The sequence below is a fragment of the Nakamurella alba genome (assembly GCF_009707545.1).
GTDB classification, from domain to species: domain Bacteria; phylum Actinomycetota; class Actinomycetes; order Mycobacteriales; family Nakamurellaceae; genus Nakamurella; species Nakamurella alba.
Genome location: NZ_WLYK01000013.1, coordinates 31,626 through 49,316, shown reverse-complemented (window position 1 = coordinate 49,316; position 17,691 = coordinate 31,626). Strand labels below are relative to the sequence as shown.

General features: G+C 71.4%; 14 protein-coding genes. 11 read left to right on the top strand and 3 right to left on the bottom strand.

The features are described from left to right. The first annotated feature begins 171 nt into the window (after nt 1-171). Together GIS00_RS24260 and GIS00_RS24255 are read left to right on the top strand one after the other, a co-directional pair. Nucleotides 172-1,467, top strand: a complete 1,296-nt coding sequence (locus tag GIS00_RS24260) for an 8-oxoguanine deaminase (RefSeq protein WP_196073442.1) — start codon at nt 172-174, stop codon at nt 1,465-1,467. A 64-nt stretch (nt 1,468-1,531) separates the two neighbouring features. Next, on the top strand, nt 1,532-2,389 hold the full coding sequence (locus GIS00_RS24255) for an aldo/keto reductase family oxidoreductase (RefSeq protein ID WP_322098389.1): 858 nt from the start codon (nt 1,532-1,534) through the stop codon (nt 2,387-2,389). A 280-nt stretch (nt 2,390-2,669) separates the two neighbouring features. On the opposite strand, the gene GIS00_RS24250 is transcribed toward GIS00_RS24255, so the two are convergent. Then, nucleotides 2,670-3,668 (bottom strand): LacI family DNA-binding transcriptional regulator, encoded by a 999-nt coding sequence (locus GIS00_RS24250; RefSeq protein WP_322098388.1) that lies wholly within the window; start codon nt 3,666-3,668, stop codon nt 2,670-2,672. A gap of 165 nt (nt 3,669-3,833) precedes the next feature. On the opposite strand from GIS00_RS24250, the gene GIS00_RS24245 reads away from it, so the two are divergent. The 6 genes from GIS00_RS24245 (at nt 3,834) to GIS00_RS24220 (ending at nt 10,752) form a co-directional block, all read left to right on the top strand. Then, nucleotides 3,834-4,646 (top strand): 5-formyltetrahydrofolate cyclo-ligase, encoded by an 813-nt coding sequence (locus GIS00_RS24245; RefSeq protein ID WP_196073440.1) that lies wholly within the window; start codon nt 3,834-3,836, stop codon nt 4,644-4,646. 100 nt (nt 4,647-4,746) lie between these two features. After that, nucleotides 4,747-5,793 carry an ABC transporter substrate-binding protein gene (locus GIS00_RS24240; protein ID WP_154771056.1) on the top strand — a complete coding sequence of 349 codons (1,047 nt, stop codon included), beginning with the start codon at nt 4,747-4,749 and terminating at the stop codon, nt 5,791-5,793. A 4-nt stretch (nt 5,794-5,797) separates the two neighbouring features. Further along, complete coding sequence (locus GIS00_RS24235) at nt 5,798-7,432, top strand: ABC transporter permease (protein ID WP_196073439.1); 1,635 nt, start codon at nt 5,798-5,800, stop codon at nt 7,430-7,432. Nucleotides 7,433-7,605: 173 nt separating this feature from the next. Next, entirely contained in the window at nt 7,606-8,388 is a 783-nt protein-coding gene (locus tag GIS00_RS24230) for an ABC transporter ATP-binding protein (RefSeq protein WP_322098386.1), read from the top strand. Beyond that, the gene (gene add, locus GIS00_RS24225; protein WP_154771053.1) at nt 8,381-9,361 is read left to right on the top strand and encodes an adenosine deaminase; all 981 of its coding nucleotides are present in this window, start codon (nt 8,381-8,383) and stop codon (nt 9,359-9,361) included. The genes GIS00_RS24230 and add overlap by 8 nt, the downstream gene beginning before the upstream one ends. Next, a complete protein-coding gene (locus tag GIS00_RS24220; RefSeq protein ID WP_154771052.1) occupies nt 9,361-10,752 on the top strand; it encodes an NtaA/DmoA family FMN-dependent monooxygenase in 1,392 nt (463 codons plus the stop codon). Before add ends, GIS00_RS24220 begins: the two co-directional genes overlap by 1 nt. A 9-nt stretch (nt 10,753-10,761) precedes the next feature. Here the strand turns inward: GIS00_RS24220 and GIS00_RS24215 are convergent, their stop codons facing one another. Next, a complete protein-coding gene (locus tag GIS00_RS24215) occupies nt 10,762-12,090 on the bottom strand; it encodes an amidohydrolase family protein (RefSeq protein ID WP_154771051.1) in 1,329 nt (442 codons plus the stop codon). Nucleotides 12,091-12,154: 64 nt separating this feature from the next. Here GIS00_RS24215 and GIS00_RS24210 point away from each other — a divergent pair, with 64 nt between their 5' ends. Further along, nucleotides 12,155-12,925, top strand: a complete 771-nt coding sequence (locus tag GIS00_RS24210) for a glutamine amidotransferase (protein WP_154771050.1) — start codon at nt 12,155-12,157, stop codon at nt 12,923-12,925. A 205-nt stretch (nt 12,926-13,130) separates the two neighbouring features. Here GIS00_RS24210 and acs read toward each other — a convergent pair whose 3' ends face one another. Then, nucleotides 13,131-15,134 carry an acetate--CoA ligase gene (acs, locus tag GIS00_RS24205; RefSeq protein ID WP_154771049.1) on the bottom strand — a complete coding sequence of 668 codons (2,004 nt, stop codon included), beginning with the start codon at nt 15,132-15,134 and terminating at the stop codon, nt 13,131-13,133. A gap of 240 nt (nt 15,135-15,374) precedes the next feature. On the opposite strand from acs, the gene GIS00_RS24200 reads away from it, so the two are divergent. Beyond that, nucleotides 15,375-16,127: a Fic family protein gene (locus GIS00_RS24200; protein WP_154771048.1), complete on the top strand. Its 753-nt coding sequence runs from the start codon at nt 15,375-15,377 to the stop codon at nt 16,125-16,127. Between the two features lie 1,066 nt (nt 16,128-17,193). Further along, nucleotides 17,194-17,568, top strand: coding sequence for a MerR family transcriptional regulator (locus GIS00_RS24195; RefSeq protein WP_154771047.1), 375 nt, complete (start codon nt 17,194-17,196; stop codon nt 17,566-17,568). Nucleotides 17,569-17,691 lie beyond the last annotated feature (123 nt).

Sequence of the window (17,691 nt, the reverse complement as noted above, 5' to 3'; positions counted from 1 at the left end):
GTGTCGATGCCCGCCCGTGTTGATCCTGCGTCCGGTCCGTTCCCCGGATCCGGCCGCCGCACGCGTGACCGGGCCTTCACATGCCGGACACCTGCCGGGATGCGGCTGCCCGATACCGTCGGTTCCTCCGGTGCCGGGCACGGCGCCGCCGGACGAGAGGGGTGGGCGCGGATGGCGCGCACCGTGCTGCGTGGACTCCGGTACCCCGGCGAGGTGGCCGTGGAGGACGGCCGGATCGTCGCCGTGGGCAGCGTGCCGGCCGAGCCGGGTGATGTCGAGATCCGTTGCGACGGCGACATCCTCACCGCCGGTCTGGTGAACACCCATCACCACTTCTACCAGTGGATGACCCGCGGCTGGGCCTTCGACTGCTCGCTGTTCGGCTGGTTGTCGACGCTCTACCCGGTGTGGGCCCGGCTGACGCCCGAGGACGTGCAGGCCGCGGCGGCCGTCGCGCTGGGGGAGTTGGCGCTCTCGGGCTGCACCACCGCGGCCGACCACCACTACCTGGTGCCGGGCGGGGACGACAGCGTGTTCGACGCGATCGCCGCCGCGGCCAGGACGATCGGGATCCGGACGCACATCGCCCGCGGGTCGATGGACCTGGGCCAGAGCCGTGGAGGACTGCCGCCGGACTCCGTCGTCGAGGATCTCGACGACATCCTGGCCTCCACCAGCGCCGTGCACGCCCGGCTGCACGACGGCGAGAAGATCTTCGTCACCGCGGCGCCGTGCAGCCCGTTCAGCGTCACCACCGAGCTGATGACGGCGACCGCCGAGCTGGCCCGCGGCCTCGGCATCCGGATGCACACACATCTCGCCGAGACCCTCGACGAGGAACGCGACAGCCTGGCCCGGTTCGGCCGCCGACCGCTGCAGCTGCTGGACGACATCGGCTGGATCGCCCCTGACGTCTGGGTCGCGCACGGCATCCACTTCGACGACGCCGAGGTGATCCGGCTGGCCGAGACCGGCACCGGGATCGCCCACTGCCCGTCGTCCAACTGCCGTCTCGGATCCGGCATCGCCCGGGTGAAGGACCTGGTCACGGCCGGTGCCCCGGTCGGCCTGGGAGTCGACGGGGTGGCGTCCAACGAGATCGGCACGCTGATGCCGGAGATGCGGCAGGCGCTGTTCCTGGCCCGGCAGCGGGACATGGACCCGACCGCCTTCCTGCCCGTCGACGCGCTGTCGCTGGCCACCACCGGTGGCGCGCGCTGCCTGGGCCGGGACGACATCGGCGCGGTCCAGGTGGGCCTGCGGGCCGACCTGGTGGTCTGGCCGGGCGAGGACGTCGCCGACGTGCTCGACCCGGTGGCCGCGCTGGTGCTGGGACCGGAGCGGACCGCGCGGCACGTGTTCGTCGGCGGCGAGTACGTCGTCCGCGACGGAGCGCTGGTCGGTGCGGACATCCGCACCCTGCACGCCGAGCTGGCCCGCCGGGTCCGGCGGCTCTGGCCGGACTGAGCCGGGCTCAAGGGGGGACTACTGGTCTCTGGTTGCCGGTCCCGCAGCGGCGCAGGCTGGATCCGTGAGCACAACCACCGGAACACGTCCCGGCGGCACCTGGACCCTGGGTGACCGCACCATCGGCCGCGTCGGCTACGGCGCCATGCAGCTGGCCGGCCCGCACGTCTTCGGCCCGCCGAAGGACCGCGACGCGGCGATCGCCGTGCTGCGCGAGGCCCTCGCACTGGGCATCGACCACATCGACACCAGCGACTTCTACGGCCCGCACGTCACCAACGAGATCATCAAGGAGGCGCTGCACCCGTACCCGGAGCAGCTGACCCTGGTCACCAAGATCGGTGCGCTGCGCGACGAGCAGGGTGCCTGGCTGCCCGCCCTCGGCGCTGACCAACTGAAGCAGGCGGTGCACGACAACCTCGAGCACCTCGGGCTGGACGTCCTGCCGGTGGTGAACCTCCGGATCATGGAGGGCGCCGGGTCGATCGCCGCGCTGTTCGAGGTGGTCGCCGGGCTGCAGCAGGAGGGCCTGATCAGGCACCTGGGCATCAGCGAGGTGACGGCGGAGCAGATCGCCGAGGCGCAGACCGTCGCGCCGGTGGTGTGCGTGCAGAACCAGTACAACCTCGCGCATCGCGGCGACGACGCGTTGATCGACGCGCTGGCCGCGCAGGGTATCGCCTACGTGCCCTACTTCCCGCTCGGCGGGTTCAGCCCGCTGCAGTCCGCGACCCTGTCCGGCGTGGCGGAGCGGCTGGGTGCGACCCCGATGGCCGTGGCGCTGGCCTGGCTGCTGCAGCGCTCGCCCAACATCCTGCTGATCCCCGGCACCTCGTCGATCGACCACCTCCGGGAGAACGTCGCCGGCGCCGCCCTCGACCTCCCCGCCGACGCCGTCGCCGAGCTCGACACCATCGGCTGATCGGTGCGGTGAGCCCGACAGCGCCGACCGTCGGTCGGGCCGTCCCGAATCGGGGACCGATTCCATCGCGAGCCGAAGGATTCGGTCCCCGATTCGTAGATTCCCTACCGTAGAGCCACTTTCGGGCCCGACGTCGGGTCGTGTCCCGCTCGGTCGGCGAGACGGTCCGGGATCCGCGCGGCGGCCACGGGCGACAGCCCTGTCCTCCCTGCGCTTCTCCGATCGAGAGCCATCAGTCCACCAGCCGCCGATCCCACTCGTACAGAAGGGGCGACGACCCCTACCCCCTACCCCTCCGCGCCACTGACGCCCCGGGGAGATGCTCACTGGGCAGCAGGATCTCGTCAGGGACAGACCGCCCGGCCAGCGCGTCGAGCAACGCCCGCGCGGCGAGTTCGCCGGCCCGCTCGGCCGGGCGCAGCATGCCGTCCAGGGCCGGACGGAGGGTGCGGCCGACGTCGTCGAGGTGGGTGGTGAAGACCGAGAGGTCCTGTGGGACGGAGAGTCCGGCCTCGTCGGCCGCGACGTAGACGGCCGCGGCCAGCCGACTGTCGTCACAGATGACGGCGGTCGGCCGGGTGCGGACGGGGAGGTCGAACATCGGCCGGATCGCGAGCAGTCCGGAGTCCGTCGTGACGTCGGCCGCGTCGTGGCGACGGAAGGGCTGCAGGCGCGGACCCCTGACGACCAGCCCGGCGGCCGCACGTTCCAATGCCCGGCGCTGCTGCGCGAAGCTGGTCTTGTCCGGCAGTGCGCTCAGGTGCGCGATGCACCGGTGGCCGTTGTCCGTCAGCACCCGCAGCGCGGTGGCGGCGACCTGGTCGAGGTCGTAGGAGCGCACGGGGACGCCGTCCGGTGCGGTCTCGATGCCGACGATCGGGCCGCCGAACACCACGCCAGGACCAGGTTCGCCCACCGCGGCCAGGATCAGCCCGTCGAAGTCGTGTGCGCCGATGGCCGCGGTCAGTGATTCCTGCTGGGAGGCGTCGTTGTCGGTCGAGCCGACCAGCACACTCCACCGGTTGTCCGGGTCGGCCAGCGCCAGTCCGGTCCGCACCCCCATGAGGATCCGGTCGAACACCTCGTAGCCCAGCTGCGGGACGAACAGCCCGACGGTGTGCGACCGCCCGGTGCGCAGCCCGCGGCCGGCGGCGTTCGGGCGGTAGTCGAGCCGGGCGCATGCCTCCAGCACCCGTTGCCGGGTGGCCTCGGACACACGGTTCGACCCGGACAGTGCCAGGGACACCGTGCTCTGCGACACCCCGAGATCCCGCGCCACGTCGACGCTGGTGGTCCGACGTGCACTTCCGCCGCCCCGGTCGGGACTCCCTGTCACGCGTTCCCCCGCTCGCTGTGGCCGGACCCGTCCGGTGTGACGGGGACGGCACTCCGGTTTTACCTCACGGAAACCGAACGGCACCGGACGGGTCCTATGGTCATACGTATGACTTCCCTGACCGACGCTACCTCGCCGGCCCGCCCGGCGTCCGACGGATCGGTCGGATCGGTCGCCGAGGCGAAGGCCGCCCAGGATGCGCTGCGCACCAGGGTGTGGCCTGCACTGCGCCAGGTCGCCCGGCCACATCCGTTGCTGGGCTTCGACTTCGACAACTTCATCGCCGACTTCGAGGGATCCGGGACGACCGCGGAGCTGATCCGCGAGCTGCCCGCCTACCGGGCCGCGCACACCGTCTTCGTCACCCCGGACGAGAGCACCGGGCTGCTCCGCCAACGGGTCCTGGAGGACGGGAAGACGCTGGTGGTGACCAGTTTCGGCATCTCCACCGGATTCCGCCGGGTCCGGCCGGACCAACTGCCGGACGGTGGTGCCGAGCAGGCCGCGACCATGGACTGGTTGCACGAGGTGGCGCCGGTGGTCCGGCTCGCGGAGCTCGCGGGCGCAGGTGTCTCGCTGCTGGTCACCGGGGCCGGCGCGGTCGCCGACGGTGGTGTCCGGCTCGGCAAGGGCCACGGCTACTTCGACCTGGAGTGGGCGATGCTCTCCGAGATCGGTGCCCTGGCCGATGATCCCGTGGTCGTCGGCGTGGTGCACGACTGCCAGCGGCTGGCGGTCCGGGTCCCGGTGGCCGAGCACGACGTGCCGCTGGACCTGGTGGTGACGCCGACCGGCGTCGAGCAGGTCGCGGTTCACCGGTCACCGGGCAGGGTGCTCTGGCCGCTGCTCACCGTGGCCAGGGCCGCCGGTATGCCGCCGGTCGTCGAACTGGCCCTGCTGCGCGCCGGCGCCATGTCCTGACCCCGCACCCGACTCACCGCCCGCCTGACAAGCCACCTCCGCAGCGGCCCGGCCGCCCCGAACCCCCGCAGTTCCCTCCCAGCCAAGAAGGACCACGCCCGTGATCGATCGTCGACAGTTCCTGCGCCGCACCGGGATGGGTGCCGGCGCACTGGCCATGCTGGGGCCTGCCGGCCTGCTCGCGGCCTGCGGTTCGGACGAGGCCGCCACCCCCGCTGCCTCCGGTACGGGCAGCGCGACCAGCGGGTCCGCCCCGGCCACGCTGACCCCGCTGCGCATGCAGTCCGCGTGGGTCAGTGACGCCGAGTTCATGGGCTACTACATCGCTCTCGACAAGGGCTACTACTCCGCCGCCGGCCTCGACTACACCTACCTGCCCGGCGGTCCGGACGTCATCCCGGAGACCACGCTGCTGGCCGGCCAGGCCGAGGTGGCGCTGACCACGGTCGAGGGCGTGGCGAAGCTGGTCGCCGACGAGGGTGCCAAGCTCAAGATCATCGGCACCCAGTACCAGAAGAACCCGGCCGGCGTGGTGTCGCTGAAGGCCAACAACATCACCGAGCCGAAGGACCTGATCGGCCGCACCCTGGCCATCGCACCGGTCGGTCAGATCACCTTTGAGGCGCTGTTCGCGGCCAACAACCTGGACATCGCCGACGTCACGATCGTGCCCTACGCCTACGACCCGACGCCGCTGCTGGAGGGCGAGATCGACGCCTCCGGCGACTTCGTCACCAACGTGCCGTTCACCATCCAGGAGAAGGGCGGCGACCCGACGTCGTTCCTGCTCTACGACTACGGGCTGAAGCTCTACAACGACGCCGTGGTGGTCCAGGAGGAGTACCTGGCCGAGCACCGCGCCGAGCTGGTGTCGTTCCTGCGCGCCAGCCGGCAGGGCTGGGACGAGAACTTCAAGGACACCACCGCCTACATCCCGCTGCTGAAGGAAGGTTTCGGCAAGGACACCGGCCGGTCGGCCGCGAACGAGGAGTACTTCAACAAGGCGCAGCAGGACCTGATCGAGCACCCGGACGGCGTCTACGCGATGACCGCCGATGACATCGACGCGAACATCGAGACGCTGCAGCGCTTCGGCATCCAGGTCGACGCGTCGCTGTTCGACACCTCGCTGCTCGAGGAGATCTGATCCGGTGACCCTGCCGTCGTCGACCTCGCCGCGCACGGACCCGGTGACCACGGTCGCCGGGCCGTGCGGCGGTGGTCGGCGACGGCCCTGGGTGGCCGCGGTCGCCACCCACCGGATGTCCGCGCTCGCACTGCTCGGCCTGCTGGCGATCTGGGAGATCATCGGTCGGCTGCCGTCCTCGGACGGTGTGTTCCCGGCGCCCACCGCCATCGCCGCCCAGGCCTGGCGGGACCGGGACCTGTTGCTGTCCAACGCCTCCCTGACCCTGGAGAACGCGGCGCTCGGCTTCGTCTACGGCAACGCCGCGGCGGTCCTGCTCGCGGTGCTGTTCAATCTGGTGCCGGTACTGGGCCGGCTCTCCCGCGGACTGCTGGTCACCATCTACTGCCTGCCGCTGATCGTCCTCGCACCGATCATCGGCGTCTCCTTCGGCGGTGACACCCCCAAGGTGGTCCTGGCCTCCCTCGCGGTGGTCTTCCCGACATACATCAGCACCACCATCGGCCTGCGGTCCGCCCAGGGCATCCAGCAGGACGTGGTGCGCGGCATGGGCGGCAACCGCTGGACGGTGCTGCGCAAGGTGCAGCTGCGGGCCTGCGTCCCGGACCTGCTGGCCGGCATGCGGGTCGCCGCGCCGGCGGCGGTGCTCGGTGCGATGCTCGGCGAGTTCCTCGGCGGCAGCAAGGGTCTCGGCGTGCTGCTGGTGGCCACCATGCCGCAGGCGTTCCCGGAACGGCTCTGGGCGGTCGGGCTGTTCGCCACCGCGATCGCCGCCGCCTGCTACGGCGTGCTGGCGCTGATCGGCCGCCTGGTCGCGGCGCGCCAGCAGGACCCGACGGTCGGGGTCGGTGCGGTCCCCGCGGACGAACGGGTCGGCGGGCTCCCGGAGCCGGTCTGGTCGGCGCTGTCCGTACTGGTGGTGCTCGGCGCCTGGATCGGCTACCTGTGGGCCACCGACCTGCCGCCCACCTTCGCCAAGGGACCGGACGACGTCTGGCGGTACCTGGTCGACGGCCCGAAGGCCGCCGACCACCGGGAGATGTTCCTCGACGCGCTGGCCGTGACGCTGCCGCGGACCGCGCTCGGCCTGGTCTGCGGGCTGGCCCTGGCGTTCGGCCTGGCCGTGGTGCTCAGCATGTCGCGGGCGCTGTCCTCGGCGCTGCTGCCGGTCGCGCTGGTCTCGCAGTCCATGCCCCTGGTCGCGCTGACCCCGCTGCTGGTGATCGTGCTCGGCCGCGGGGACCTCACCGTGCTGGCCATCACCACCTCGGTGACGTTCTTCCCCAGCTTCGTCACCGTCGCGCAGGGCCTGCGCGCGACGCCGCGTGCGGCCACCGAGGTGCTCGACGTCTACGCCGCGTCCCGGTGGACCGTGCTGTGGAAGGTGGCCGCGCCGGGGGCGATCCCGCACCTGGTCGAGTCCGCCCGGCTGGCGATCCCGCGGGCACTGCTCGGTGTCATCCTCGCCGAGTACCTGGCGCTGGGCACCGGTGTCGGCGAGCTGATCCTGCAGGCCCGCGGCAAGCTGGAGTTCAGCCTGCTCTGGTCGGTCGCCGCCGTCGTCACCCTGCTGTCCGTCCTCGCGTACTCGGCCGTCGGGCTCGTGGAACGCTTCACCCGCCGCCGATTCGGAGCGTAGGGCGTGTCTCCCAACCCCGAATCTGCTGCGCACCGCCCTGAAAACAGTCGGATTCGTTTGACAGATGTTTGCCAGGTCGGAAAGCCAACCAGGATTCCCAGCTCCTCGACCGCCTTGCCGCCGGCCCAACAGGACGTCGCTCGCGACGATCCGGGATTGAGAGACACGCCCTCGTGAACACCCAGCAACCAGCCCACGGCCTCCGGCTCACCGGTGTGGCCAAGGAGTTCACCGTCCGCCGCCGCCCGGTGGTCGCGCTGGAGGACTTCGACCTGGACGTCGCGGAGGGCGCCTTCGTGGCCGTGCTCGGGCCGTCCGGCTGCGGGAAGTCCACCGTGCTGCGGATGCTCGGCGGGTTCGAGTCGCCGACCTCCGGCACCGTCGAGGTGCTCGGCGGGTCGCCGGCCGAGGCCCGGGCGGCGCACCGACTGGGCATCGCCTTCCAGGATCCGGCGCTGCTGCCCTGGCGCACCGTCGAGCAGAACATCCGGCTCCCGCTCGAGGTGATGGGCGGCAGCGACATCCCGGCCCGGGTGGCCGCACTGATCGACCTGGTCGGCCTCGGCGGGTTCGAGAAGGCGCGCCCGGCACAGCTCTCCGGCGGGATGCGGCAGCGCTGCGCCATCGCGCGGGCGCTGGTCGGCAACCCGCGGGTGCTGCTGCTGGACGAGCCGTTCGGCGCGCTGGACGACATGACCCGCCGCCGGCTGAATCTCGAGCTGCTGCGCATCTGGGCGGAGCAGGCACCGACCACCCTGCTGGTCACCCACTCCGTCGACGAGGCGGTACTGCTCGCCGACCGGGTCGTGGTGATGTCCGGCCGACCGGGCCGGGTGATCGCCGACGTGCCGGTCACCTTCGACCGCCCGCGCAGCGCGGACCTGCTGCGCACGCCCGACTTCCACGAGCTCGTCGACCATCTGACCGCACTGCTGAACGGAGGCGTCCATGCGTGACCTGGGCACCCTGCCCAAGGCCCACCTGCACCTGCACCTCGAGGCCGGGATGCGCCACTCCACCCTGGTGGACCTCGCCGCACAGAAGGGGCTGGAGGTGCCGGTGATCGGCGGCTACGGCAACTTCACCGCGTTCGCCGGGACGTACGAGCTGGCCACCGAGGTGCTGCAGACCCGGGCGGACTGGGAGCGGCTGGCCGACGAGATGCTGACCGACGCCGCCGCCGAGGGGTGCGTGCACATCGAGCCGGCCTTCTGGGCGGCCCGCTACCGCGACCACTTCGGCACCGACCGCGACGTGTGGACCACTGTCATCGAGGTGTTCACCGAGGCGGCCGCCCGGCACGGCGTCGGGATCGGGTTCGTCTCGGCCATCGACCGGGTGATCGACGACGCCGACGCCGCGGCGGAGGTGGCCCGGCTGGCCGTCGAGCTGGCACCGCTCGGTGTCGTCGGGATCGGCCTGCACAACGACGAGATCGACCACCCGCCGACGGATTTCGTCGAGGCCTTCGCCATCGCCCGGGCCGGTGGGCTGCGCTCGGTGCCGCACGCCGGGGAACTCGACGAGGGCCGGCACGTGCTGGACGCGGTCGAGCAGCTCGGCGCGGTGCGGGTGGCCCACGGGGTGCGCGCCGGGGAGGTGCCCGGACTGGTCGAACGGCTGGCCGCGCAGCGCATCTGCCTGGACATCTGCCCGACCTCCAACCGGCTGCTCGGGGTGGTGCCGGACACCACCGCCCACCCGATCCGGGAGCTGATGGCGGCCGGGGTGCCGGTCACCCTGAACGCCGACGATCCACTGCTGTTCGACGCGACCATCCTGGGGGAGTACGTGCTGGCCCGCGAGGTGCTCGGGTTCGACGACACGACGCTGGCGCTGATCGCCCGCACCTCGATCGAGTTCTCCGCGATGCCGACGGCCGCCAAGGACTCTGCCCTGCTCGCCGTCGAGAACTGGCTGGCCGCCTGATGTCCCCGCTGGTGCTCGGCGTCTTCCAGTACATGCTGCCCAACGGGTTCAGCGGTCAGTCGTGGAAACACCCGGACAACCGCGGGGTCGACTACCTGACCCTGGACCACTGGCTGGGCCTGGCCCGCAAGTTCGAGGACGCGAAGCTGGACTTCCTGTTCTTCGCGGATTCCTACGGCTACCCGACGGTGGACGGCCGGATCCCGGACGTCGCGTTCCGGGACGCGATGAACTTCCCGAACGCCGACCCGATGCTGGTGATCACGGCACTGGCCGCCGCGACCGAGAAGCTCGGGTTCGCGGTCACCGCGTCGACGGTCTTCGAAGAGCCGGTGGCGAACGCCCGCCGCTTCAGCACCCTGGACCACTTCACCGGCGGTCGGATCGGCTGGAACATCGTCACCGGCAGCTCGCAGGCCGCGGCCGCGGAGCTGTTCGGCCGGGAGATGATCGCGCACGACGACCGGTACGACAGGGCGGACGACTACCTGGATCTCAGTCTGAAGTTGTGGGAATCGACCTGGGAGCCGGGTGCCGTCCGGGCCGACAAGGAGGCCGGTGTCTACGTCGACCCGGCCCGGGTCCACCCGCTGGTCCACCAGGGCCCCTACCACCGATCGACCGGAATGCACGTGGTCGAGCCGTCGCCGCAGCGCAGCCCGGTGCTGTTCCAGGCCGGCAGCTCCGGACGCGGGCGTACCTACGCCGCCCGCAACGCCGAGTGCGTGTTCGTCCAGGGCACCACGGTGGAGGCCGTCGCTGCGACGGTCGCCGACATCCGCAGCCAGGCCGTCGGTTTCGGTCGCGATCCGGACGGCATCAAGATCCTGGTCGGGATGACCGTGCTGACCGCACCGACCCACGACGAGGCGATCGCCAAGCGTGCGGAGATGTGGGCGATGTCCTCGGCCGAGGGCGCCGCGGCGGTCTACGCGGGCAACACCGGGATCAACCTGCTGGAGCTGGACCCGACCCGCGGGCTGTCCCAGATCGAGGTCTCCGGTGAGCAGGGGCAGAGCAACATCGACCGGTTCCGCGGGGCCGACGGCCGCGCCGAGCCGACGGTCGGCGCGATCCTGGACGAGATCCGCAAGCGCGGGCTGCGCGGCGGGATCATGGCCGGCGCACCGTCCGAGGTGGTCGACGAGATGCAGGACTACGTGGCCCGCACCGGCGTCGACGGGTTCCTGCTGGAACCGCACCTGACGCCCGGGACCTACGACGACTTCATCGATCTCGTCCTCCCGGTCATGCGGGAGCGGGGGTTGGCGCGGACCGAGTACCAGGGCGACACCCTGCGCGAGCACCTGTTCGGCGCCGGTCAGCGCTGGCTCGGCTCCGGTCATCCGGGTGCCGCGTACCGGGCGGGCATGGTGCCCCAGGGAGCGTGACCCGGCGGCTCAGGGCGCGTAGTGCTGGACCGAACGGCCGTGCGAGGTGTCGACGAGAGCCGTGGCCACGGCGGCGACGTCGGAGCGCAGCCGGTCGGTGTCGACGGTGACCGGCCGGTGGTCGGCGACCACGGTCCGGCCGTTCACGATCACCGTGTGCACGTCCCGCGGCCCGACCGCGTAGACCAACGCTGCGAGCGGGTCGTGCACCGGTTGCAGGTGCAGTCCGGTGAGGTCCACCAGGGCCAGGTCGGCCTTGAGGCCCGGCTCGATCGCACCGATCTCGTGGCCGAGGCCGACCGCCGTCGCGCCGCCCCGGGTGGCCAACCGGAGCGTCTCGCCGCAGGTGAGGTAGGTGCCGTCCGCCTCCTGGTACTTCTGCGTCATCGCCACCAGGCGCAGCGACTCCCACACGTCGAGGGTGGTGTGGCCGGCGGCGCCGTCGGTACCGGCGCCGACGGCCACCCCGCACCGTTGGAGCAACGGGATCGGGGTCACCGGGGCGAGTGCGTGCTTGAGATACACCTTCGGGCAGCTGGCGACGCCGGTCCGGGACGCGTGTGCGGCCAGCGCCTCCGCGTCCTCCGGCACGATGCCGCAGCCGTGCGCGATGAGCGCTCCGGCATCGAGGACCCCGGTCCGGCGCAGCACCTCGATCGGGGTGACACCGAGCCGGTCGAGACTGGACCGGGTCTGCTGGATGTTCTCCGAGGCGTGCAGATGGATGCGCAGGCCCTCCGCGGCAGCGATCGCCGCGGTGGCCGTCAGGTCCGACTCGGAGACGGTGTACGCCGAGTGCGGACCCAGGTTGCCGGTGATCAATCCGCCGAGACCGTTGATGGCGCGGGCCGTTTCGATCGCCTCGGGCATCGGGGTGGGGCCGCCCTCGGAGAAGAAGGTGGGTGCGATGACCGCCCGGATGCCGGCCTGCACCGCTGCTTCGGCGATGGCGTCGGCGTGGAAGTAGTGGTCGGCGAAGGTGGTCACCCCGCCCAGCAGCATCTCGGTCGCGGCGAGCAGCGCCCCGGTGCGCACCCGCTCCCGGTTCAGGTTGACCTCCATCGGCCAGACCCGCTTGTTGAACCAGTCCTCGACCGAGACGTCCTCGGCCGCACCGCGCATCAGCACCATGGGGGAGTGGGTGTGGCCGTTCACCAGCCCCGGCATCACCAGCAGGCCGGCGGCCTCGACGACCTCGTGACCGTCGGCCGGGCGCTCGCCGGTCGGCAGCACCGCCTCGATCCGGTCCCCGTCGATCCAGACGTCGCGGGCCGGCAGCACCGTCACCGGGCCGTCGACCGGGACGTCCAGCACATCGCCACCACGGACCACCCGCATGCCGGCCTCCTTCGCTCCCGGACCAGACTAGGACCGGCGGCCTGTTGAGGAAGAGGAGCGAGCGTTGTCCAAGATCCTGGTGATCGGCGAGTCCTGGTTCACCTACACCGTGCACCAGAAGGGTTTCGACGCCTTCTACACCTCCGACTACACCGAGGGCGCAGGGGTGTTCCTGCAGGTGCTGCGGGATGCCGGGCACGAGGTCACCTACATCCCGTCGCACGAGATCGCCACCCGCTTCCCGGCCACCGACGACGGGCTGGCGTCCTACGAGGCCGTGGTGATCAGCGACGTCGGGGCGAACTCGTTCCAGTTGGCGCCGGAGACGTTCGTCCACTCCATCCCGACCGCGGACAAGTCCGCCCGGGTGGCCGACTACGTGGCGGGCGGTGGCGGGCTGTTGATGGTCGGCGGCTATCTGACCTTCAGCGGGATCGACGCGAAGGCCCGCTGGGGACGGTCCCCGCTGGCCCCGGCGTTGCCGGTGACCCTGTTCGACCGGGACGACCGGGTGGAACTGCCCGGCGGCGCGGCGCCGCAGGTGGTTGCCGAGCACCCGGTGGTCGCCGGTCTGGACCTGGAGTGGCCGGCCCTGCTGGGTCTCAACGAGGTGGTGGCGAAGGACGGCGCGACCACCCTGGCCACCTGCGCGGGGCATCCGCTGCTGGTGCTCGGCGAATACGGCAGCGGGCGCAGCGCCGCCTTCACCTCCGACCTGGCGCCGCACTGGGCCCCGCCGGCCTTCCTCGACTGGGCCGGCTACGCCCCGCTCTGGCTGCAACTGCTGGACTGGTTGGGCGGGCCGGTGGAGTCCGGGAGGTCCGAGAACGAGTGATGCCCCGTCGTCTCCGACGGGGCATCGTGTGTGCCGTCGGGAGGAGTCGAACCTCCCGCATCGCCCATGCTCGACTGCCGTGCCCGTAGGCACCGTCTGCAGGTCGGAACCAACGCATCCGGGGCCGGCGAAGAGGTACAGCGCCGCGGCCGCCGGGTTTGTTCCCGGCGGCCGCGACGAATTCCCCGATCCAGGCGAACCCTGGTCAGTCCTCGTTCTTGCCGGTGCTCAGACCTGCGGTGATGAGGTTCATGACGGAGGAGTCCTGCAGGGTGGTGACATCGCCCAGGTCACGGTTCTCGGCGACGTCGCGGAGCAGTCGGCGCATGATCTTGCCGGAGCGGGTCTTGGGCAGCTCGGGCACGATCATCACCTGGCGGGGGCGGGCGATCGGGCCGATCTGGGTGCCCACGTGCCCCCGGAGTTCGGCGATCAGGGCCTCGCCGGCGGCCGGGTCCTCGGTGGTGGCCGACGCGGCCTCGGAGCGCAGGATCACGAAGGCGACGATGCCCTGGCCGGTCATCGCGTCGTTGGCGCCGACGACGGCGGCCTCGGCGACCTTGGGGTGCGCGACCAGGGCCGATTCGACCTCGGTGGTGGAGATGCGGTGGCCGGAGACGTTCATGACGTCGTCGACCCGGCCGAGCAGCCACAGGGCGCCGTCGGTGTCGTACTTCGCGCCGTCGCCGGCGAAGTACCAGCCCTGCGCGGCGAACCGCGACCAGTAGGTGTCCTTGAACCGTTCGTCGTCGCCCCAGATGGTGCGCAGCATCGACGGCCACGGCTTGTCCAGCACCAAGTAGCCGCCGCCGCCGTTGCCGACCGGTTCGCCCTCGTCGTTGACCACGATCGCCGAGATCCCGGGCAGCGGGCGCATCGCCGATCCGGGTTTGGTGGCAGTGACCCCGGGCAGCGGGGAGATCATCATCGCGCCGGTCTCGGTCTGCCACCAGGTGTCCACGATCGGGCAGCGGTTCTTGCCGATGACCTCGCGGTACCACATCCAGGCCTCGGGGTTGATGGGTTCGCCGACCGAGCCGAGCACCCGCAGGCTGGACAGGTCGTAGCGCTCCGGGATCTGGCGGCCCCACTTCATGAACGTGCGGATGAGAGTCGGTGCGGTGTAGTAGATCGACACCTTGTACTTGTCGATGATCTCCCAGTGCCGGCCCTCGTGCGGGCTGTTCGGGGTGCCCTCGTAGACCACCTGGGTGGCGCCGTTGGACAGCGGCCCGTACACGATGTACGAGTGACCGGTCACCCAGCCGATGTCCGCCGTGCACCAGAACACATCCGACCCGGGCTTGAGATCGAAAACGGCCCAATGGGTCCAGGAGGCCTGGGTGAGGTAGCCGCCCGAGGTGTGCAGGATCCCTTTGGGTTTCCCGGTGGTACCCGAGGTGTAGAGGATGAACAGCGGCTGCTCGGCGGGGAACGCCTGCGCCTGGTGCACCGGCTCCTGCCGGTCCACCAGCTCGTCCCACCACACGTCCCGCCCGGTCCACGTGACGTCGATCCCGGTGCGCCGCACCACCAGCACGTGCTCCACCGGGCTGTCCGGCGTCGCGACCGCGTCGTCGACGGCGGCCTTGAGCGGGACGGCCGAGCCGCGGCGGAACTGCCCGTCCGAGGTGATCACCAGCTTCGCCGAGGCGTCCCCGATGCGGGTGCGCAGCGCCTCGGCGGAGAACCCGCCGAAGATCACCGAATGGGCCACCCCCAACCGGGCGCAGGCCAGCATCGAGTAGATCGCCTCCGGGATCATCGGCAGGTAGATCGCCGCCCGGTCCCCGGCCCGCAACCCCAACTCGGTCAGCGCGTTCGCCGCCTTCGACACCTGCGCGGTCAGCTCGGCGTAGGTGATGTCCTTCGCATCGCCCGGCTCGCCCTCCCAGTGGATCGCGACCTTGTCACCGTTCCCGGCCGCCACATGCCGGTCCGCGCAGTTCACCGCCACGTTCAGGGTGCCGTCGGCGAACCACGTCGCGTGCGGCGCATCCGAGAAGTCCAGCACCTGCGTGAACGGTGTCTCCCACTGCAACCGGCGGGCCTGCTCCGCCCAGAACGCCTCCGGGTCCGCCTCCGCCCGCGCGTAGGCCTCCTCCGACACGTTCGCGTGCGCCGCCAACGCCTCCGGCGGCGCGAACGTCCGGTCCTCCACCAACAGGTTGTCCAGGGTGTTCGCGGACGCAGGGGTTTCGGGTGCCATCACCGGGCTCCTTCTTCTGGCTGCCTACGGTGAGCGCCGCCGGACACCACCGGCGGCGTCAGCGCGGCGACGTCGGGCGCTGTGCACGTCCCGGCGTCGGCGACACCAGGACCTGCAGCCGAAACTACCGCTCCCCGCGCTGCAGCGGCGCTGCGGGGCGTCCTGTTCCGACGGACGGTGCCGGCGGAGCGATGGGCGGTCGATCGCTACGGTACGAACGTGCCCGAAGGTTCTCAGTCCATGCCCGACCGCCCGGGCCCGGCCGATCCGCTGCTCCTGCCCGGAGTCGCCGACGCCGCCGGCCGTGCGACGACGGCAGCCCGTGCGCTGCACCGCCATCCGACCAACCAGCGCGGCTTTGCGAAGACCGCCGCGGTGGCCACCGTTCGTGCTGCGCGCGCCTCCGCAGGACTGGACGGCGGGTCGATGGTGCTGCCCGGCGGACCCGACCTCGCCGATGCCGGGGTCGTCGACGACCCGGTGCTCGCCGGCGCGCTCCGGGTCGGAGCGGCACTCCCGGAATCGGTCGAGACCTGGTCCCGGGCACCGCTGCAGGTGCTGGCCCGGCTGCACACCCTGGCCGCTGCCGACCTGCCCGGCGCCGAACTCGGCCGCCCCCGGGTGTCCGAGCCGGGGATCGGGGCCCGGCTGGCCGCCGTGGCGGACCTGGTCGTCCGGCGCCCGTGGGATCCGATCGTGCTGGTCGCCGTGGTGCACGGGGAACTGCTGACCCTCCGGCCCTTCGGCACCGCCGACGGCGTGGTGGCCCGGGCGGCCGCGCGACTGACGATGATGTCGACCGGACTCGACCCACGCGGCCTGACCGTCCCCGAAGTCGGGCATCTGCGGGCCGGTGCGGCCTATGCGTCCGCAGCTGCCGGATATGCCGAGGGCACGGCCGCGGGACTCGCCGGTTGGATGATTGCGGTGGCCGAGGCCGTCGAGCTGGGTGCGCGGGAGGGCCGGACGATCGCCGACGCGGCCGCGGGTTAGTTGTCCGCAGCCGCCCGCAACTGTATGCAGCAGCATGGATTGCGCTGCGCACGCCGATGGCAAGATCAACACAGCGTTATGGCGACGCTCCGATCGGTGGGCCGACAGTGTGTTGGAGGGCCGGGTGGGTGGCACCCCGGTCACTGTGCCGTCCGTGTTGCCGATCGACCGCCGCACGGATCGGTGGCCATGTCCCCGAAGGGCCCTGCGGCGTTGCTGTGGGATCAGCCGTCCGGCTCCGGCCGATCGTTCCCGAACGGACGGCGCCGGGTGGCCTGCCGGCGGTCCGGGGCGTCGGCCGCGCCGGACAGAAGAACGGCGTCGTCACGGAGAACTCCATGACGACGCCGTTCCCACCCGCTCTGACCGGCTACCAAGCTCACCACGCTCGTCGTTCATCGGACTCCGCGAGTCTCGCGGTGGGACCTCACGACGTACCTGTCGCGGTGCAAGCGGTGAGTGGGTACCGGTCTCCCGGGTCCGGAGCTCCGCACGGGTGGGCTGCCGTTTCTCCTCCACGACAGACCTTGGCCGAACGGGGGTCCGTGATTCAGGTTTAGCGCGGTCGAAGGCATGCGGCAACCCGGAACACTGTTCGGATCCACCGGATCGATTCAGCAACGCAGACCCGATCGGGTGATTTCGGGTTCCCGGGCAGAAAAAGTGGTGCTGTGTCATGGCACAGGGGTGCCGAACAGGGTTGCGCGCGCTACAGTTGGCGAGGTCGGTTCCCACCCCCCCGGAACCGACCCCGGGTTCAGCTCAACCCCCCGGAGCTGAACCCCCGCGGCCCCCGCCTCCCCCCCTGGCGGGGGCCGCCCCTATTCTCAGGCGGCTCATTCGGGCAATTTCCGGGCATCACCGATCCTGGCCTCCCGCTCCGGCGTGCGGAGGGTGTGCCTGACTCCCCAGTTCCTCGTCCCCGCCGGGGTCGAAGCTCCGGAGCTACCATTGACGTCAGGGTCAAGCTCTGAACGCACGCGGTGACAGGGATGTCGTCGCCGGTGCCGGCCCGAACCGTGACGCCGTCACGGATCTCGCGTGCGAGGTGCGATCGGGAGGTGCGATGCGGATCGGCGAACTCGCCGGACGGGCCGGCGTGAGTGTGCGGTCCCTGCGCTACTACGAGGAGCAGGGGCTGCTGACCAGCGCACGCAGCAGTGGGGGCCAGCGCACCTACGGCGACGAGGACCTCGAGCGGGTCACTTTCATCCAGAACCTCTATGCCGCAGGGCTGTCCAGCAGGACCATCGCCGCGGTGCTGCCATGCGTCGATGCGCCGAGCGATGCGAACACCGAACTGGCCTGGCACCGCCTGGTGCAGGAGCGCGAGGGGCTGGACACCCGGATCGACGAGTTGGTGCGGACCCGCGTGCTGCTGGACCGCGTCATCGAGGCCAACCGTCGGCACCTCGACGGGCAGGTCTGCGACCCGGCCTGACCGGACTCCTCGGAGCGGCCGGGGGTGCGGCGACGTCGCTGCGCCGTGGCGATCTGTCGGTGCGGATCTGTCCACAGACCCGGATCCGTCCACAGGGCCGGCCGGCCCGATCCCACCGCCGGC